Below are 17,695 nucleotides of genomic sequence, written 5' to 3'. Positions count from 1 at the left end.
CGTGCCTGATGTCAACTTTCCCGTAGATGTGCCCGAGCCCTGCACGTTGTTTGAACGCGAAATCGACGAGTGGTATCGATTGGCGGTTGCGCGCATCCCAGAGTTCGTTGACCTGAGCAATCCGGCAATGAGCGACCTCGAAACGGCCTGGGAGGCCAAGAGCCGTTTGCGTTTCGCTGGCGCGATGGGACTCATCGATCAAGACGTCGCCGCTGAGTTTCTGAGGGATAACCCTTTGGTAGGTGTCGAGGAACTGGTCGCGTTGGCGAAGCGGACCCGCCCCGACGAGCCGCTGCAGGAGGCCGCACGGCTCTTGCTGAACGTGCGCCCAGCTGAGGCCTCGGAACTGATGGTGGTGGACAACGTCTCCTATGCCAACGTTGTGATGCCGGACGGGAGCGGCGAGATGTGCGTCCAAACCCCTGACGGATGGAAGACCTTGCACCCTGTGCTGCCGCCGCGCCCAGTCGTACCAAATCCGGAGTACCTCCCGGCGATCAAGCCCTTCTACGCAACCGCTACCGTTTGGCGAGAGGTTCCATTGATAGGGTTTCACGAGTCGACCTCGGATGCGCCTTGCGCACTCGTGTTGGGTGACGTGATGTGGCTAGGGTACAGAACCGAAGACGATCGAGTCGCACTCGTTGAGTTCTCTACCTATATAGAGCATCAGGAGTCTCGCATCGGCTCGCTGCTCGAGAGCCATCCATACGCCAATGCAGGGCTGACGCGAAACGCGTTCAATATCTTGTCGGAGTCTCTGCAGACGGGCTACTGGTCTCAATTTCCAGCGCGTCACTGGATCGTCAATTTCTCGGATCGGACCTTTGACATCGTTGCGTGTTCGGCACAGCAAATTGGCGAGCCGGTCACGGGGACAAGCACCTTGGAACGGGTGCTCGAAGCGGCGCATCGGGCGCTCAAGGAAGCAAGCGAGTGAGCTAGCCTTGCCGCTCAATTGAGTGAGTACGGAGGGTCCGCTTTCAGCCGAGGCTGTGTGAAAACACCACCAGTCGACGGACCGGCGAGAAAGCGGCCTATCAGATCGCGTCAGGATCAACGATCGCCGAAGTGCCAAGGGTGTCGAGACCCCTGAAACGCCGTTGAGATCGCGTTTTCACACAGCCTCAGCCTGAAGCTGTCCTTTCTTTCGCGCCCTTGTTGGACCGGCACGCAATAGCCATCGGCAGCCTTCTCGACGCTCAAGGTGCGGAGCCGTACCAGCTGGCCTTGTCCTCGAGGAAGTAGTCGTGGTCCGGGGGCTCGACGGCTTCGCCTTCGAAGACCCCCGCCGGGAACCCGAAGACTGCTGGCAGCCGCACGTCTGCCGTGAAGACATGCGACCCACACTGCTTGCAGAACGAGCGCTGCAAGTTGGGCGTCGGTTTGAACACGCTCAGCCCTTCGGCGTTGTTCATCACGACTTGATCGCGCAGTGCCGTGATCCATGTCGTGAATGCCGCACCGGATAGGCGACGGCACTCCCCGCAGTGGCAATTGACCGGGCGACGCAGCGGGGAAGAGACCGTGACGGAGATGGCACCGCAGTAGCAGGAACCACGGGCGGAAAGAGGCTGGGTCATGGGCGGGCAGATGTCAGGCGGCAAGTCGCCAGCACTATGCCTGCGCTCAATAGCCCCGGCCGCGGTCCACATGGGCAGGAATCACGCCGTCCCTTCGGTAGGCGGCGATATTGGCTGCCACGATGCCGGACGCCGTCTGCCGGTCGGTGGGCGCCGAGATATGCGGCAGCACCGTCACCGCAGGATGCGTCCAGTGCCAGCTTTCGGCCGGCAAGGGTTCGGTGGCAAACACATCGAGCACCGCGTGGCGCAAGGCGCCGCGGTCGAGCGCGCGTCTGAGGGCTTCGTCATCGACGACGGCGCCGCGGGAGAAGTTGATCAACGAGGCCTGGTGGCGCATTCGGCCCAGGGTCGAATCGTTCAGCAGCCCGCGCGTCTGAGCCGTCAGCGGCAACAGGCAGACCACGATGTCACTGCTGGTCAGCACCGCCGCCAGTCCGCCGTCGCCGGCGTGGCAAGTCACACCACTAACCTCGCGCAGGCTTCGGCTCCAGCCCTGCACCTTGAAGCCCGCGGCCACCAGCCGGCGTGCCGCCGCTTCGCCGAGGGCGCCCAGGCCGAGCAGGCCCACGGTCTTGTGTTGCGGCCGCACGTAGTCGAGGGCCTGCCAGAGGCGCTCGCGCTGCTGGCTGGCATAGCGCGGCATGTCGCGGTGCAGATAGAGCGTCCAGGCCAGCACGGCTTCGGCCATCGTCTGCGCCAGCTGCGGGTCAACCAGGCGCACGACTTTCAGCTCCGTGTCGCCGAGCTCGGCCAGCAGGCGCTCGACACCGGCCCAGACGCTGTGCACCCATTGCAGCCGCGGCAGGCAACGCAGGTCTTGCGGGCGCGGATTCGCCACGACTGCGACCGTGCAGACTTGCCGCTCGGCCTCGTCCAGGGCAGCGAGCGGCACGACCCGTTCGTCGGGCATGGCCGACTGCAAGGCGGCGATCCACTCGGCTTCGAAGGGCGAGCCGGGCGTCGCGATGAAAGGCAGCACACCGGTCACGTCGCATAGACCTTGTCGAGGTCGGCGAAGCCCTTGATCTCGATGGGGTTGCCGCTGGGGTCGAGGAAGAACATGGTGGCCTGCTCGCCGGGCTCCCCGACGAAACGCAGGCTGGGCGCGATGACGAAGTCCAGGCCGCGTGACGTGAGGCGATCGGCCAGCGCGCGCCAGTCGGGCATGGCCATCACCAGGCCGAGGTGCGGCATCGGCACCAGGTGCTCGCCCACGCGCCCGGTGTTCGCGACCGCAAAGGGTTCGCCGAGATGCAGCGAGATCTGGTGGCCGAAGAAATCGAAGTCAACCCAGGTGTCGGTGCTGCGGCCCTCGCGGCAACCGAGCAGTTCGCCATAGAAGGCGCGAGACGTGTCCAGGTCACGGACGTGATAGGCCAGGTGGAAGACGCTTCTCATCGTTGCGTGCCGCGCAGGCCGTGCTGCGTGATGTGGGCGATGGGCACGCCGACGTAGAAGATGTGCGCCAGCAGGCCGGCGACGATGTTCCATCCCTCCGGCAACTTCCAGCCGCTGACCCCGGACAGCGGCACGACGACGTAGACCATCGCCACCCAGGTCAGCACGCCGTAGACGCTGCCCCAGAGCCAGGGACGATCCGTCAGCACGCTCAGCCTGAGCGCCGCGAAGAAGTAGATCGCCGCCATCGCGGTGGTGAGGGCGAAATGGCATAGCAGGCCCAGGGCCGCCATCTCCTGGCCGCCCTTCATCGCCGAGGCGCCGGCCAGCCCGCTGGCGATGTATTTCAGGATGCCTGGCACCGTGGCGCCGTGCGAGGTGTAGCTCGCGAACGCGGCCAGGATGTCCAGGGCTCCGGCCACCATGCCGGCCAAGGCTATCGTCACGATTCTGCGCACAAGGTCTCCCCGCGGTCGGGCCAGCAAGCGGCGCATCTTAGGGTGGGGGAACGCCCAAGTGGCACCGTCCGGCGCAGCGGCAAGTGGCTCCAGCATGTGATGATCGCCGCCTCGAATCCGGGTCAGGGACTGGGGATGGTTGCGTTTCGGGTCAGTGTCAGCAACTCGCCATGAGCGTGCGCCATACCCTGGGCTTTCAAGCCATCGCCAAGTCCTTCGGCAGCGTGGCTGTTCTTCACGACGTGAGCTTCGAGCTGACGGCCGGGCGCGCGGTCGGCCTGCTGGGCGAGAACGGCGCGGGCAAGAGCACGCTGATGAAGATCCTGGCGGGCTACGAGGCGCCAAGCGGCGGCGAGCTGAGGTTGGATGGCAGGGCGGTGTGCTTCGACGGCCCGCGTGCGGCCGAGGCGCAGGGCATCGCGATGATCCACCAGGAGTTCGCGCTGGCCGAGGCCCTCACGGTGGCGCAGAACATCTTCCTCGGGCATGAACTCAAGCGCGGCTGGCTGCTGGACGACCGCGCCATGCGCAAGAGCGCCGCGCAGTTGCTGGCCCAGGTGGGCCTGGATTGCTCGCCCGACATGCCCGTGCGCGCCTTGAGCCTGGCGCAGAAGCAGCGCGTGGAGATCGCCAAGGCCCTGCAGCGCCGCGCCCGCGTGCTGGTGATGGACGAGCCCACGGCGACGCTGACGCGCACCGAAGCCGAACAGCTCTTCGGCCTGGTGGACAGCCTCAAGGCCGACGGCGTGACGCTGATCTACATCTCGCACAAGCTGGAGGAGGTCGAGCGCCTGACCGACGAAGTGGTCGTCATGCGCGACGGCCGCTTCGTGACGCGCGCCCCCACGGCCAGCCTCAGCCGGGCGCAGATGGCCAGCCTGATGGTGGGGCGCGAGTTGAGCGATCTGTTCCCGCCCAAGTCCGCCCGGCCGGACGCGGAGCCGCTGCTGAAGGTGCAGGGCCTGAGCGTGCCGGGCTGGGCGCACGACGTGAACTTCGACGTCGCGCCGGGCGAGATCCTCGGCTTCGCGGGCCTGGTGGGGGCGGGCCGCACCGAGTTGTTCGAAGGCCTGATCGGCCTGCGGCCGGGCACGACCGGAAAAGTCGACATCGCCGGCCACGCCGTGCGCTTAGCCAACCCGCGCGAGGCCGCCGACCACGGCCTCACCTATCTCAGCGAAGACCGCAAGGGCAAGGGCCTGCACCTGGACTTCGGCCTGCGCCAGAACCTCACGCTGATGGCCTTGTCACGCTACGCCAGGCCCTGGCTGCGGCCGGCCGACGAGGCCGCGGCGCTGCGGCGTGCGGTCGATGAATTCGGCATCCGCGCGGGTTCGCTCGATGTGCCCGCGCGTTCGCTGTCGGGCGGCAACCAGCAGAAGCTGGCACTGGCCAAGGTGCTGCACCCCGACCCGCGCATCGTCATCCTCGACGAGCCCACGCGCGGCGTGGACGTGGCTGCCAAGCGCGAGCTCTATGGCCTCATCCAGCGCCTGGCGGCCGATGGCCTTGCCGTCATCGTCGTGTCCTCCGAGCTGATGGAGCTCATCGGCCTTTGCCACCGCATCGCCGTCATGCGTGCCGGCCGCCTGCAGACCGTGCTTGATGCCAACGAAGCCACCGAAGACCTGCTGATCGCCCATGCCACTGGAACGCACTGACGCCATCGCCGCGCGCCTTCGTGGCCTCGGCCCTCTCGCCGGCCTGGTCGTGCTGTGCCTGGTCGCCACCTTCCTCAACCCTGAGTTCGCCACCGCCGACAACGCCCTCAATGTGCTGACCCGCACCACCTTCACCGGCATCATCGCGGTGGGCATGTGCTTCGTCATCGTGGGCGGCGGTATCGATCTCTCCGTCGGCTCCATGGCCGCGCTGATCGCCGGCTGYGTCATCCTGTTGATGAACGCGCTCGGCGCCTGTGGCGTGGCACCGGGGCTGGCGGTGGTGGCCGGTGCCAGCTGCGCCGTGCTGCTGGGCAGCCTGCTGGGCTTTGCGCATGGCTGGCTGATCACGCGCGGCCGCATCGAGCCCTTCATCGTCACGCTGGGCACGTTGGGCATCTTCCGCGCGGTGCTGACCTGGGCTGCCGATGGCGGTGCCATCACGCTGGACAACGAGCTGGCCGACGCCTACGCCCCGGTCTACTACGGCACGCTGCTGGGCGTGCCGGTGCCCGTTTGGGTGTTCGCCGTCGTGGCTGTGGCCGCGGCGGCCCTGCTGCAGCGCACCGCCTATGGCCGCCACGTGCAGGCCATAGGCTCCAACGAGCAGGTGGCGCKGTATGCGGCGGTCAAGGTCGATGCGGTCAAGCTGGGCAGCTATGTGGTGCTGGGCGCCATGGTCGGCGTCGCCACGCTGCTCTATGTGCCGCGGCTGGGCTCGGCCTCGCCCACCACGGGTTTGCTATGGGAGCTGGAGGCCATCGCCGCCGTCATCATCGGCGGCACGGCGCTCAAGGGCGGCTCGGGCAGCATCGCCGGCACGGTGGTGGGCGCACTGCTGCTGTCGGTGATCGGCAATGTGCTCAACCTCACCAGCTTCATCAGCATCCACCTGAATGCCGCCGTGCAGGGCACCGTCATCATCGCCGTCGCCTTCATGCAAAGACGGCAACGCTAAGGAGACATCCGCATGCTCACTCGCAGATTCGCCACGGCACTGGCACTCACCGCAGCGTTCGCTGCACAAGCCCAGGCGCCCGTCCACCTCGGCGTCGCCATTCCCTCGGCCGACCACGGATTCACGGCCGGCATCGTCTGGTGGGCCAACCAGGCCAAGAAGGAGCTGGAGGCGGCCAACCCCGGCCTCAAGATCACCGTCAAGGCCGCGGCCTCGGCCGGCGAGCAGGCCAACCAGCTGCAGGACCTGCTGACGACGAACAAGATCAACGCCCTCGTCATCCTGCCGCAGGAGTCGGCCGCGCTGACCAAGCCCGTGCAGCAGCTGCACGGCAAGGGCGTCTATGTGACCGTGGTGGACCGCGGCCTGACGGATGCTTCCGCGCAGGACGCCTATGTGGCCGGCGACAACACCGCCTTCGGCGCCGTGCCGGCCGAGTTCATCGCCAAGCAGCTGGGTGGCAAGGGCGACATCGTCGCGCTGCGCGGCATCCCGACCACCATCGACAACGAGCGCATGGATGCCTTCAAGGCCGGCATCGCCAAGAGCCCGGGCATCAAGCTGCTGGACGCCAAGCATGGCAACTGGAACCGCGATGACGCCTTCAAGGTGATGCAGGACTTCCTGACGCGCTACAAGAAGATCGACGCCGTCTGGGCCGCCGACGACGACATGGCCTTCGGCGTGCTGAGGGCCATCGACCAGGCCAAGCGCACGGACGTGAAGCTGGTGTTCGGCGGCGCCGGCGCCAAGGGCATGGTCAAGATCCTCAAGGACGGCAGCGACCCCCGCATCCAGGCCAATGTGTCCTACTCGCCCAAGTTCATCTACGACGCCATCAAGCTCACCGCCGAGGCGCGCCTGAAGGGCCAGAAGCTGCCGGCCAAGACCATCGTGCCCTCGGTGTTGATCACGCGTGAGAACGCCAAGGACTTCTACTTCCCCGACAGTCCGTTTTGAAGCCCCTCGCCCAGCCGCACACCGCTGAACGCGGTGCGTCTGACCGGTCCCCCGAGGGGACGGCGATGCTTGCGGCATCGAGCCGCAAGCACATCGCCATGGCGGGCCGGCTCGGGAGCGGCCCAGCGCTCGGCCCGGAATACCTCGCACCGCAAACGCGGAATGGATCACCGACATGAGACCTCTGACCCTCTTCACCGGCCAATGGACCGACCTGCCGCTGGCTGAGCTGGCTCCGCTGGCCAAACGCATGGGCTATGACGGCCTGGAACTTGCCTGCGGTGGCGACCACTTCAATGTGCAGCGCGCCTTGAAGGAGACCGGCTATGCCGCCGGCCAGCGGGCATTGCTGGCCGAGCATGGGCTCAAGGTCTACGCCATCGGCAACCACCTGATCGGCCAGGCCGTCTGCGACCTCATCGACGAGCGCCACAAGGCCATCCTGCCGGCGCATGTGTGGGGCGACGGCGATCCCGAAGGCGTGCGCCAGCGCGCCGCGGCCGAGCTGGCCGACACGGCGCGTGCCGCCGCCAAACTTGGCGTGCGACGCGTAACCGGCTTCACCGGCTCGTCCATCTGGCATGCCGCCTATGCCTTCCCGCCCACTTCGCAGGCGTTTTGGGACGCCGGCTTTGCCGACTTCGCGCGCCGTTTCACGCCCATCCTCGATGTGTTCGCGGAGCAGGACGTGAACTTCGCGCTGGAAGTGCATCCCACCGAGATCGCCTTCGACATCGCCACGTCCGAGCGCGCCCTGGCAGCGCTGGACCAGCACCCGCGCTTCGGCTTCAACTTCGACCCCAGCCACCTGGCCTACCAGGGCGTGGACTATGTGCGCTTCATCCGCCAGTTCGCCCCGCGCATCTTCCATGTGCACATGAAGGACGTCTGGTGGGGCCGCGGCGACGGCACGGTCGGCACCTTCGGCGGCAACACCAGCTTCGGCGACCCACGCCGCGGCTGGGACTTCCGCAGTGTGGGCCGCGGCATGATCGACTTCGAATCCATCATCGTGGCGCTGAACGACGTGGGCTATGCGGGGCCGTTGTCGGTGGAGTGGGAGGACAGCCGCATGGACCGCGTGCATGGCGCCACCGAGAGCGCGGCCTACTGCCGGCGTCTGGACTTTCCGCCGGCGCATGGCGCGTTTGACGCGGCCTTCTCGAAGGGCATGGCGTGAAGAAGCTGAGGGTTGCGATGGTTGGCGGCGGTCGTGATGCCTTCATCGGCGCCGTGCACCGCCACGCGATGGCGCTGGACGGCCGCTACGAGCTGGTCGCCGGTGCGCTGTCGTCCACGCCCGAGAAGTCGCTGGCCTCGGGCCGCGACCTGGGGCTGGCCGATGACCGCATCCATGCCGACTGGCGCGCCCTGCTGGCCGACGAACAGTGCCGCCCGGCCAACGAGCGCGTGGATCTGGTCGTCATCGTCACGCCCAACCATCTGCATTTCGACGTTGCGCGCGCCTTTGTCGACGCGGGCTTTCACGTCGCCTGCGACAAGCCACTCGTGCACAGCAGCGCCCAGGCCGGCGAGCTGGTGGCCCTCGTCAAGGCGCGCGGCACCGCCTTTGCCGTGACCTACAACTACACCGGCTACCCGATGGTGCGCGAGGCCCGCGAGCTGGTGCGGGCGGGCGTGATCGGCAAGGTCCGCAAGGTCATCGTCGAGTATCACCAGGGCTGGCTGGCCGGCGCGCTGGAAAGCGCGAGCAACAAGCAGTCGAGCTGGCGCATGGACCCGGCGCAGAGCGGCCCCGGCGGCGCGCTGGGCGATATCGGCACGCATGCCGAGAACCTGCTGCACACCGTTACCGGCCTCGCCATCGAGCAGCTCTGCGCCGAGCTCAGCAGCTTCGGCCCTGGCCGCCAGCTCGACGATGACGCCAGCATCCTGCTGCGCCTCGCCGGCGGTGCGCGCGGCGTGCTGCTGGCTTCGCAGATGGCGGTAGGCCACGAGAACGACCTGCGCCTGCGCGTGTTCGGCGAGCGCGGCAGCCTGGACTGGCGCCAGGAAGACCCGAACCTGCTCATCCACTCGCCGCTGGACGCGCCGCCGCGGCGCCTCACCCGAGGTTCAGCCAACCTCAGCGAAGCCGCCCGCCGCGCCTGCCGGCTGCCGCCTGGCCACCCCGAGGGCTTCATCGAGGCCTTCGCCAACCTCTACACGGAGCTCGCCGGCGACGTGCACGCGGGCACTCGCAGTGGCGACTACCCGCGTGTCGAGGACGGCGCACGTGGCGTGCGCTTCGTCGAACGCGCGGTGGCGTCGAAGGGGCAGTGGGTTGGCTTCCAGGCAGACTGAAGCGCGCCTCAGCGGTGGCCCTGTGCGCAAACGAACACATGTCCGTGGCGTTGCCATCGCGTTGATCTTCAAGTGGGCGGCCATCCTCGCATTCGCGTACTCGGTGGCAGCCATCAACCGGAATGCCGCTGAGTCGAGCGGCGTTCTGAACCCCTTGGCCACCGCGCCGTTCGCGTTCTACTCCATGGGTTGGTATGTATCCCAGGGGGCCGGCGCTCTGATTGCTGCTTTGGCCGGTTGCCTCTGCGTGCATTTCGCTCCAGCAAACACATGGCGAGCTCCGGCAATGCTGGCTCTGGCGTATCTCTGCATGGGCGCCTTGAGTGTTCCCGCTGCGGCTGGCGTACTGCTCGGCGTCTATTGGGTTTTGGCAAGTCCGGTGAGCCTTTTGCTGGGTGTTCTTGTCTACAAGCGCTTTGAGGGTGCGCATGCCCAGTAGTGAGCCTATGAATTCCGGCGACGAAGCAAAGTCCAACCGTTCGCCGGCGCGCGCATTGACGGCCTGGCTGTTGACCGCGGCCCTCATGGCCGGATGCGCCGCGCCGCCGCCACCGGTGTTCGACCTCGGCAATATTCCGGTTGATGCGCAACTGGCCCTGAGCCCGAGCGGGCAGCGGTTGCTGGTGACCTGGCCAGGCAAGGCGCCCAGGGCCGAGGCGAGATTGCTGACGTTTTCCGGCAAGACGGTCGCGTCGATCCGGACGGTGCCGCTGCCGGACGACACCTTCAACATCGCCTACGGCCGCAGCGAAGACCACCTGGTCGTGACAACGCTGAATCGGCAGCAGGCGAGCGCCTTGGTGCGTATCGATCTGCAGAGCGACGCGCGCACGGTGCTCTACACCGGCGCAGCGCGGATGGGCTTTCCGCTGGAACTCGGCGATGACGAGCATGTCTTCCTGGAAGCCACGCAGCCCGGCGGGCGCTTCGGCCTGTGGCGCCGCCTCCAGGGCCGGCAGAAGACCTTGCTGCATGAGCAGATCTACGGCCGCGCGACCCAGCTCGATCACGTTCAAGGCACTCTGTTCCTGAATCATCCAACGAAGCCACTCAGCTTCCAGGCCTTGCAGGGCAGCCTCCCGGCGGGCTTGCAAGGGCTGGTGGACGCCTCGACCTTCATGATCCATTGCGCGGACAAGGACCCGCTCACCTGCGTGCGTTCGCATCTCTTCTTCGGGCCGACGGGCCAAAGCTTCGGAACGATGGAGATCTTCAGTGGCAAGCGCCGCTGCAAGGTCAGCGGCCAATGGATGGACGAACGCGAGATGCTGATTTCTCGCGACGGCAGCGCCGTGGTCTTTCACGCGCCGATCGGAGGGCGCGACGGACCGAGGGCCATCTATCGGGTCAGGAACGAGGGTGGCAGTTGCACGGCGGAGCAGGTTCAACTCGAGGGAAGCGGCGGTTGATGAACCGGCAGTAGCGGGCTGCGGCCCGTCGCCACCGGATGCGCCTGGGCGGCGTGGCCATATCCTTGGCGGGTTTGATTCACTGTGCCCACCGCATTTCAGCCGACAAGAATTCAATGGAAATACCTCGCCTCAGCGTGCGGGCCCTCGCGGTTGGGCTCGTGACCATGCTTGCACTGGACTTGATGACCGGCATCGCCGTGCTGGTTCTTTGGCCCGGCGATACCAGCACATCAGCCGATGTCGCAGCGCTGGCTGCACAGCCTGCATACCTGGCAATGACGTTCGTGTTGGGGACCCTGACGACGGCCGTAGGCGGCGGCGTCTGCGCTCGCCTCGCGCCGACACTTCCGTACTGGAACGCCGCGGCCTTCGGCGTGCTCAGTGTGGTCGTGGGGTTGCTTCTGTCCGATCTGACCCAGCCTTTGTGGTTCACCGTGATGGCCATCTTGGTCACGATCCCGGCTGCCGTCTATGGTGCCCATGTAGGCCTGAAACGAAGGCGATGACGGCGAGCATTCGCTCAAGCCGACGTCCGTTTTGCGCTAGCTGTCATTGATACCGCCAAGTCCACCGACCACTTCATAACACCCCTCGGCCGCTCGCGCGGTAGTGCTTTCATGGCGCCGTCGATGTGCCGGGTCTTGGCGCTCCGCGCGAGAGGGTCAGGCATTGCTCAAGCTAGGCCTTGAAACTTAAGCCCTGACTCTGAGCCTTGCACGACCCCGAGCCTGCGAGCCTGATTCTGCAGGTTTCGGCCGCTCATACCTTGGCGAGGAAGGCCGCCGCATCACCCGCTTCACACTTCCAGTCTGCGAAGACCCCGACCAGATTGCATTCCACGCAGCGGCAAGCGATGTAGTACCAGCGCACGTCATGTGTGCCCTCGTACACGGAAACGCCGGACATCAGCTCGAACACCTCGTTCTCGCACACGCACTCGTGCGCCTCGGGCACAGCTTCTTCAACGTAGTCCGCGCTGTCGCCCATCAGATGTTCCTGCCCGCAGTCGGTGCAGGTGCGGATCGCCACGCCAGCTTCTTCGTCGCTCTGCAGCGCGAAGGTCCGGCACCCGCAGTCGCATTTGGACGCGGCAAACCGGACAGCCTMATGGCGATTCGCAACGCTGTAGCTGCGCAGCTCGGCCTGGGTGTCGCCGGACGTCGTCCCGTACCAGAACTCGCCCTTCTTCGTCAGCGCCATTGATGCTGCTCCATTCTTCAAGGTGGGCTTCCCGGCAGGCCTGACGCCAGGCTCGCCCCGATCATCTGGATTTTGCCTGGAGGCCTGGCGAGTCGTCGTCAAGGGCCCGGGTCGGGGTGGTCGTCGACAAAAGCTGCGGACATCCTTAAATGCCGACTCTTGGAGATTGCAGCCATGCGGCGGCCTATCCGATTCGAACGGCTCCTATCAGCCTGAAGCGGTCAGCGGCTAGGCGCCCGCACGCCGGGTCTTAAAGGCGGTGCGCTTGCCGCACCTGCGCTGCTGCAAGCGTCCCAACGTGCTTAAGCGCGCGCCGGTGTGTCTCGTCCCAGTCCCCGCCGAGACCCAGCCGAACACAATGGCGGAAGTGGTCGGTGGCACTGAACATGGTGCCCGGTGAAACGACGATGCCCTCCGCCAAAGCCGCCTGGTGAAGCCCGAGCGCGTCAGTGCCGAGCGGCAGCTCCACCCACAGGATCAGACCGCCTGCCGGGTTGGTCACCCGCGTGCCGGGCGGGAAATGGCGGGCGACGAGGCTGCGAGCTTCGTCGACGCGGGTCGCAAGCGCGTCGCGCAGGCGGCGCCGGCCGGCTTCGACGCCGGGCTGTGTCAACAGATCGGCCAATGCTTGCTCAAGCACGGTGGACTGGCTGCCGCTGGTGGCTTGCTTGAGTCGCGCGACCTGGCCGCTCCAGCGGCCGGCGTCCACCCAGCCCAAGCGCAACCCGGGCGCCACAGTCTTGGAAAACGAACCGCAAAGCATGACATGGCCGGTTGGATCGAACCCGCGCACGGCGCGACGGTGCTCGTCGCTTGCGGCGAGGTCGTTGCACAGCACGTCTTCGATGAGCGGTATACGGCGCTCGGCCACCAACTGCGCCAGGCGTCGGCGCTCGGCGAGCGGCATGCAGGCGCCTATCGGATTTGAAAGCGTGGGCACGGCCAGCACGGCCTTCACGGGYTGGGTGTCGAGAGCGAGTTGCAGCGCGTCGACAGACAAGCCGGTGCGTGGGTGAGTGGGAATCTCCAGCGCACGGAGATGCAAGCTCTCCAGGATGACGAGGAAGCTGAAAAGCGTCGGCGATTCCAGCGCCACCACATCACCCGGCCGGGTTACCGAACGCAGGCACAGCGCAATGGACTCCAGGCAGCTGTTGGTGACGACGATGTCGCGCGGGTCGAGCTGACAGCTCAAATAGAGCCCATGCCGGGCAATGGCGCGGCGCAGGCCGTCGTCGCCCGGGCCGATGGCATAGCGTGTCAGCGAGGCACCATGGCGTTGCGCGGCACGGGCCACAGCCCGTCGCACGCGATCCTGCGAGAACAGCTCAGGGCTGGGGCAGGCGGCTCCAAAGGAGACGTAGCTCGGGTCGTGCGCAAGCTGCATGACGCGTTCGGCCAGCGAGCTGACGTCCACGGCGAGTGAACTCGTTGGCGGGTTGGAAACCTCGGGTTCGGGCAGGCCGGGCGGCCGTGCCGTGACGAAGTAGCCCGAGCGAGGCCGGGCTTCGATGAGGCGCGCGTCTTCCAGCAGCCGATAGGCCTGCACGACCGTGCCGAGTGACACGCCGTGGCGGCGCGAAAGCTCGCGCACCGAGGGAATCCGCTCGCCACGCGCCAGAGTCCCGTTACGGATGGGCGCGGCGACGCTGTCGGCGATCCGCAGGTACAAGGTTGCGGGCTCCGCGGGCTCAGGCACTGCTGACATCCAGGCATTCTGTCCTTGTGCGGAGCGGTCTGACTGGCACAGACGGCGATGGATGCAGCTGGTACAGCCGTCCCTGGGTGCAATCTGTGCCGGTCAAACCGGCTCGTCACTGTGGCTGTGCGGATCGCTCCGGTGAGCCTATCGTGAACGCCAAGCCGAAGCACTGAAAGGATCACCATGCTCACTGTCTACGGATTTGCCAAGGTCAATGCCGGCGCGCGCACCCACACCCGCGACCTCCGCGTGCTCTGGGCTCTGGAAGAGATGCAGCTGCCCTTCGAGGTCGCCGGCTTGGACCATCCGGCACACGACCTGAACACCGAGGCCTATCGCCGGCTCAGTCCGTTTGAGCAGATCCCGGCGATCGACGACGACGGGATGGTGGTGTCTGAATCGGCCGCCATCGTCCTTTACCTGGCGAAAAAGGCCGGCCAGCTCATTCCGGCAGACTTGGCGGGCGAGACGCAGGTGTCGCGCTGGTGCTTTGCTGCATTGAGCACGGTCGAGCTGCCCTTGATGGCGCTGATGGTGCATGACTGGACGGCCGACGGTGGCTGCGCCAAGCCCCGCAAGTTCCTGGTCGGATGGGTCCATCGCGTGTTGGGCAATCTGGAGCGCTGGCTGACCGGGCGCGAGTTCGTCGCGACAGACAGTTTCACGGCCGCGGACATCCTGATGGCCCACGTGCTGTCGGCAGGTGTCAAGGACGAAACCCTGATCACGCCCTACCCTGGCGTCGTGGCATACCGCGACCGGTGCCTGGCGAGGCCGGCATGGCAGCGAGCGTTCAAGGCCTATTGCGAGAGGGTGGAGGCGGCCTGATGGCCTGTGCCGCGCACTCGGCCCAACATCGCGCAGAACCGCACGCTCGTGGAATTGCATACCTGGCTCCTCTACCTTGCCGCCGTCCTCGGCCTGTCAATGTCGCCCGGCCCTAACGGCCTGCTGGCGCTGACGCATGGCGCTGTGCACGGATGTCGCAAGGCCGCGTTCACCGTCATGGGCGGTGCCACAGGTTTCGTCGCCGTCATCGCGCTGTCGATGTTCGGCATCGGTGCGCTCCTGCAAACCTCGGCCACGGCACTGACTATCATGAAGTGGGTCGGTGGCGTCTATCTGGTGTGGTTGGGCGTCCAGGTGTGGCGGTCGCCTCCGGTGGGCGTCTCTGCGGCGGACACCACCGAAGCGGCCACCGGCGGCGCCCTGTTTCTGCAGGGGCTTCTGTCGGCCGTGACCAACCCCAAGGTGCTGTTGTTCTTCAGCGCCTTTCTGCCCAGCTTCATCGATCCGGCGCGTCCGATCTCAACCCAGTTCCTCTTCATCGCTGGCACCTTCGCCGCCGTCGAGGTCGCCACCGAGATGCTGATCGCAGGCATGGCTCAGCGCGTCACCGCTTGGCTGGCCCGGGCGGGGCGAGGTTTCAATCATGTGTGCGGCGCCATCATTGCGGCCATTGGAGTGCTGTTGCCGCTGAAAGGCTAGAGCACGTTGACATTGCGACTGCTGGTTGGCAGCAGATCCGCTGTTGAAAGGCGGCAACCAGCCTGAAGCGGAGCCCGAGGCCGCACACAATCCGCTCGCCAGCTTGTAAATTCCCAGGCATCGCCCACGCCCGCTCCACGACCTCATGCCCAAAACCCCTCACAAGCCTTTCGTCATCGGTGTGGCAGGCGGCAGCGGCAGTGGCAAGTCGACGGTGACGCGTCAGGTGTTGGCCGCCATCGGGCCGGAGAAGGTGGCGGTGGTGATGCAGGATGACTACTACCGGGACCAGTCCCACATGCCGCCCGAGGACCGGCGCAAGCAGAACTACGACCATCCCGATGCCTTTGACTGGCCGCTGATGGCGCAGCACCTGGCCGCGCTGCGCAAGGGTGAGGCGATCGAGATGCCGGTGTATGACTTCTCGGCCGACAACCGCTCCAGCGAAACCATCACCGTGAAGCCCGCACCGGTGATCGTTGTCGAGGGCCTGTTCGCCTTGTACGACACCAGGCTGCGCAACATGATGTCGCTGAAGATCTATGTGGACACGGCCTCGGACGTGCGGTTCATCCGTCGGCTGCAGCGCGATATTTCGGAGCGTGGCCGCAGCACCGAGTCGGTGGTGAGCCAGTATCTGGAAACCGTGCGCCCCATGCACAAGCAGTTCATCGAGCCGACCAAGCGCAACGCCGACGTGATCCTGCCGCACGGTGCCAACGGTCCGGCGGTAGACATCATCACCACCAAGGTGATGAGCTTGTTGCGCGATTTCGAGCGGGGCTGAGCCCCAGGCGCCCGTCGCCCCAACCGGCGAGCCGCAGGATTCCCCTCAGTCCAGCACGACCTCGGTGCGGATGATGCCGGCGCGCTCCGCGCTGGCCGACAGTGCCAGCCGCGTGCCCACCGGCGCGCGCACGACCCACTCGGCCACCGCGCGGTCGCCCGTGGGCTGCTTGTTGGGCAGGAAGGCGAGCTGGCTCTGCTTGGGCGCGTGGCCCTCGAGCTGCGGGCCTTCCATGCGCTCCTTGCCGCTGACCAGGCTGATGGCCGGGTCGCCGCTGGGCAGGTGGATCTCGAACATGACGCCCCGCACCGCCTTGCGCTCCAGCGCCCGCTGCGTCACATAGGCCGGCAGATAGCCCGCATTCGCGACCGCCAGGCGCACCCGCCACATGTCGGGGCCCAGCGCCCGCACCTCGGTGCGGATCAGCTCCAGCTTGGGCAGGCTCATCGCGATCTGCGTCATCCACGCCGGGAAGCGCGCGGCCTCGCGTTCGCGCAGGGCCGGCGGCGGGTTGCGCCAGTAGTTCATCTTGTCCCAGCCACCGATCTCGACGGCGCCGAGCTGCGGATGCTGGAAGGGCGTCCAGGCGACGTGGGCCTGGCCGCCGCACTGCTCGTCGCTCCACTTCAGCAGCTTGACGTCGTCCTCGACCGGGTGCTGGCGGTACCAGTCGATGTACTTCTCGATCTCGACGCCGGCTTCCTTGCTGGGCGACCACAGCTCCACCACCCAGAACAGCGCGCCCAGGTGCTCGTAGACCCAGTCCTGTGTGCCGGTGATGACGTCCTTGGGGTGGTAGCGGAATTCCTCGTAGATGCTGATGGCAGGGTAGCCCGTGTGCTTCTCGCCCAGCGCCGAGAAGTTCTTGATCAGCCACAGGTCCTCGGGCGTCATGTCCTTGTCGCTGCGCGTGCCGCAGGGGCGCAGGATGACGCCGCTGTGCGTGTGATAGCTGATGGCCGCGCCGATGTTGGGGTGCTGGGTGATGAAGTCCACCATGGCCCGCACTTCCGGCTCGCTGGTCGGGTAGGGGCCGGCGCCCATCTGCTCGAACTCCTGGCGCCATTCGCCAGGGAAGTTGCGGTTCAGGTCCAGCCCTTCGCGGTCGGGGTTGATCCTGACCGTCAGCCCGTCGTGGTTCTTGATGAAGCCCTCGGGGATGAGGCGGTAGTACTCGCCGCCCTGCTCGCCCGGTTCGCGGGGCACCATCAGGCGCGGGTCGGCCGCGTGCTTCTTGTAGCCACCGTGCGGGTCGGGCACGCGCATGGTCAGGATGCGGCCATCGCCGTCGACGTCCTCGATGGTCAGGCCGTCGACCGGCTCCTCGGTGTAGGGGTAGGGCCGGGTCGAGCTGCGGATGTGGCGCGGCCGGTCGGCCAAGGCCAGCTCGGCGCCATCGGGATTGAGGCGCGGCACGATGTAGAGGGTGCGCGTGTCCAGCAGGCGGTTCACCTGCTGGGCCTCGGCCGACGTGCCGCCATGCATGTTGAGCAACTGGTGCACGTAGTAGATGCAGGTCGTCGATGCGGTCAGCTCGGCGGCGTGGATGTTGCCGTCTATCCACATCGCCGGCTTGTCGATGTCCATGCCGCTGGCCAGGTTCGTGATGACGACGACCCAGATGTCGCGGCCCTCGTAGCTCTTGCCGATGGAGCGCACCGACACCAGGTTGGGGCGGGCCTCGGCATAGGCGAACAGCAGGGCCGTCAGTTCGTCGTAGCGGTAGAAATGGTCGAAGCGCGGAGTGGGCAGTGGGGTGGGCATGGCGGCGGTGTCTGTCT

The 17,695-nt window shown here is 66.6% G+C and carries 19 protein-coding genes; 12 read left to right on the top strand and 7 right to left on the bottom strand.

Annotation, left to right across the window (positions count from 1 at the left end; genetic code table 11):
* Position 1: 1 nt before the first annotated feature.
* Positions 2–940 carry a hypothetical protein gene (locus AC1D2H_RS15925; RefSeq protein ID WP_478011636.1) on the top strand — a complete coding sequence of 313 codons (939 nt, stop codon included), beginning with the start codon at positions 2–4 and terminating at the stop codon, positions 938–940.
* Positions 941–1,202: 262 nt separating this feature from the next.
* Here AC1D2H_RS15925 and AC1D2H_RS15920 read toward each other — a convergent pair whose 3' ends face one another.
* From AC1D2H_RS15920 to AC1D2H_RS15905, 4 genes are read right to left on the bottom strand one after another with little or no spacing between them, the layout of a single operon-like run.
* Positions 1,203–1,583, bottom strand: coding sequence for a GFA family protein (locus AC1D2H_RS15920; protein ID WP_478011635.1), 381 nt, complete (start codon positions 1,581–1,583; stop codon positions 1,203–1,205).
* Between the two features lie 46 nt (positions 1,584–1,629).
* Positions 1,630–2,574: a 2-hydroxyacid dehydrogenase gene (locus AC1D2H_RS15915; RefSeq protein WP_478011634.1), complete on the bottom strand. Its 945-nt coding sequence runs from the start codon at positions 2,572–2,574 to the stop codon at positions 1,630–1,632.
* Positions 2,571–2,984: a VOC family protein gene (locus AC1D2H_RS15910; protein WP_478011633.1), complete on the bottom strand. Its 414-nt coding sequence runs from the start codon at positions 2,982–2,984 to the stop codon at positions 2,571–2,573. The genes AC1D2H_RS15915 and AC1D2H_RS15910 overlap by 4 nt, the downstream gene beginning before the upstream one ends.
* Positions 2,981–3,430 (bottom strand): hypothetical protein, encoded by a 450-nt coding sequence (locus AC1D2H_RS15905; protein WP_478011632.1) that lies wholly within the window; start codon positions 3,428–3,430, stop codon positions 2,981–2,983. The genes AC1D2H_RS15910 and AC1D2H_RS15905 overlap by 4 nt, the downstream gene beginning before the upstream one ends.
* A gap of 182 nt (positions 3,431–3,612) precedes the next feature.
* Here AC1D2H_RS15905 and AC1D2H_RS15900 point away from each other — a divergent pair, with 182 nt between their 5' ends.
* From AC1D2H_RS15900 to AC1D2H_RS15865, 8 genes are all read left to right on the top strand, one after another.
* Positions 3,613–5,103, top strand: coding sequence for a sugar ABC transporter ATP-binding protein (locus tag AC1D2H_RS15900; RefSeq protein WP_478011631.1), 1,491 nt, complete (start codon positions 3,613–3,615; stop codon positions 5,101–5,103).
* A complete protein-coding gene (locus AC1D2H_RS15895) occupies positions 5,084–6,061 on the top strand; it encodes an ABC transporter permease (protein ID WP_478011630.1) in 978 nt (325 codons plus the stop codon). The genes AC1D2H_RS15900 and AC1D2H_RS15895 overlap by 20 nt, the downstream gene beginning before the upstream one ends.
* 12 nt (positions 6,062–6,073) lie before the next feature.
* The gene (locus AC1D2H_RS15890) at positions 6,074–7,021 is read left to right on the top strand and encodes a substrate-binding domain-containing protein (protein WP_478011629.1); all 948 of its coding nucleotides are present in this window, start codon (positions 6,074–6,076) and stop codon (positions 7,019–7,021) included.
* Between the two features lie 175 nt (positions 7,022–7,196).
* Positions 7,197–8,201 (top strand): sugar phosphate isomerase/epimerase family protein, encoded by a 1,005-nt coding sequence (locus tag AC1D2H_RS15885; RefSeq protein ID WP_478011628.1) that lies wholly within the window; start codon positions 7,197–7,199, stop codon positions 8,199–8,201.
* Between the two features lie 17 nt (positions 8,202–8,218).
* Positions 8,219–9,325: a Gfo/Idh/MocA family protein gene (locus tag AC1D2H_RS15880; protein WP_478011737.1), complete on the top strand. Its 1,107-nt coding sequence runs from the start codon at positions 8,219–8,221 to the stop codon at positions 9,323–9,325.
* A gap of 61 nt (positions 9,326–9,386) precedes the next feature.
* Positions 9,387–9,764: a hypothetical protein gene (locus tag AC1D2H_RS15875; protein WP_478011627.1), complete on the top strand. Its 378-nt coding sequence runs from the start codon at positions 9,387–9,389 to the stop codon at positions 9,762–9,764.
* A gap of 7 nt (positions 9,765–9,771) precedes the next feature.
* Positions 9,772–10,734, top strand: a complete 963-nt coding sequence (locus AC1D2H_RS15870) for a YncE family protein (RefSeq protein WP_478011626.1) — start codon at positions 9,772–9,774, stop codon at positions 10,732–10,734.
* 167 nt (positions 10,735–10,901) lie between these two features.
* Entirely contained in the window at positions 10,902–11,243 is a 342-nt protein-coding gene (locus AC1D2H_RS15865; protein WP_478011625.1) for a hypothetical protein, read from the top strand.
* A 253-nt stretch (positions 11,244–11,496) separates the two neighbouring features.
* Here AC1D2H_RS15865 and AC1D2H_RS15860 read toward each other — a convergent pair whose 3' ends face one another.
* Entirely contained in the window at positions 11,497–11,937 is a 441-nt protein-coding gene (locus AC1D2H_RS15860) for a hypothetical protein (RefSeq protein ID WP_478011624.1), read from the bottom strand.
* A gap of 250 nt (positions 11,938–12,187) precedes the next feature.
* Positions 12,188–13,609 (bottom strand): aminotransferase-like domain-containing protein, encoded by a 1,422-nt coding sequence (locus tag AC1D2H_RS15855; RefSeq protein ID WP_478011623.1) that lies wholly within the window; start codon positions 13,607–13,609, stop codon positions 12,188–12,190.
* A 213-nt stretch (positions 13,610–13,822) separates the two neighbouring features.
* Here AC1D2H_RS15855 and AC1D2H_RS15850 point away from each other — a divergent pair, with 213 nt between their 5' ends.
* The 3 genes from AC1D2H_RS15850 to udk all read left to right on the top strand — a co-directional run bounded on the left by AC1D2H_RS15850 (position 13,823) and on the right by udk (position 15,914).
* Complete coding sequence (locus tag AC1D2H_RS15850; RefSeq protein ID WP_478011622.1) at positions 13,823–14,467, top strand: glutathione S-transferase family protein; 645 nt, start codon at positions 13,823–13,825, stop codon at positions 14,465–14,467.
* 48 nt (positions 14,468–14,515) lie between these two features.
* The gene (locus tag AC1D2H_RS15845) at positions 14,516–15,127 is read left to right on the top strand and encodes a LysE family translocator (protein ID WP_478011621.1); all 612 of its coding nucleotides are present in this window, start codon (positions 14,516–14,518) and stop codon (positions 15,125–15,127) included.
* 145 nt (positions 15,128–15,272) lie between these two features.
* Positions 15,273–15,914, top strand: a complete 642-nt coding sequence (gene udk, locus AC1D2H_RS15840) for a uridine kinase (RefSeq protein WP_478011620.1) — start codon at positions 15,273–15,275, stop codon at positions 15,912–15,914.
* Positions 15,915–15,959: 45 nt separating this feature from the next.
* Here udk and AC1D2H_RS15835 read toward each other — a convergent pair whose 3' ends face one another.
* Positions 15,960–17,678 (bottom strand): M14 family metallopeptidase, encoded by a 1,719-nt coding sequence (locus AC1D2H_RS15835; RefSeq protein ID WP_478011619.1) that lies wholly within the window; start codon positions 17,676–17,678, stop codon positions 15,960–15,962.
* Positions 17,679–17,695: the final 17 nt, after the last annotated feature.

It is taken from the genome of Roseateles sp. P1_C1_2 (assembly GCF_056406535.1).
Note: the sequence above shows the minus strand (reverse complement) of the source record. Positions and strands in the feature narration are given on the sequence as shown.

Excerpts from the sequence above, each read along its gene's own strand:
- AC1D2H_RS15920 (WP_478011635.1), bottom strand. The coding sequence starts at position 1,583 with ATGACCCAGCCTCTTTCCGCCCGTGGTTCCTGCTACTGCGGTGCCATC.
- AC1D2H_RS15910 (WP_478011633.1), bottom strand. The coding sequence starts at position 2,984 with ATGAGAAGCGTCTTCCACCTGGCCTATCACGTCCGTGACCTGGACACG.
- AC1D2H_RS15900 (WP_478011631.1), top strand. The coding sequence starts at position 3,613 with ATGAGCGTGCGCCATACCCTGGGCTTTCAAGCCATCGCCAAGTCCTTC.
- AC1D2H_RS15890 (WP_478011629.1), top strand. The coding sequence starts at position 6,074 with ATGCTCACTCGCAGATTCGCCACGGCACTGGCACTCACCGCAGCGTTC.
- AC1D2H_RS15885 (WP_478011628.1), top strand. The coding sequence starts at position 7,197 with ATGAGACCTCTGACCCTCTTCACCGGCCAATGGACCGACCTGCCGCTG.
- AC1D2H_RS15880 (WP_478011737.1), top strand. The coding sequence starts at position 8,219 with ATGGTTGGCGGCGGTCGTGATGCCTTCATCGGCGCCGTGCACCGCCAC.
- AC1D2H_RS15870 (WP_478011626.1), top strand. The coding sequence starts at position 9,772 with ATGAATTCCGGCGACGAAGCAAAGTCCAACCGTTCGCCGGCGCGCGCA.
- AC1D2H_RS15865 (WP_478011625.1), top strand. The coding sequence starts at position 10,902 with ATGCTTGCACTGGACTTGATGACCGGCATCGCCGTGCTGGTTCTTTGG.
- AC1D2H_RS15850 (WP_478011622.1), top strand. The coding sequence starts at position 13,823 with ATGCTCACTGTCTACGGATTTGCCAAGGTCAATGCCGGCGCGCGCACC.
- udk (WP_478011620.1), top strand. The coding sequence starts at position 15,273 with ATGCCCAAAACCCCTCACAAGCCTTTCGTCATCGGTGTGGCAGGCGGC.
- AC1D2H_RS15835 (WP_478011619.1), bottom strand. The coding sequence starts at position 17,678 with ATGCCCACCCCACTGCCCACTCCGCGCTTCGACCATTTCTACCGCTAC.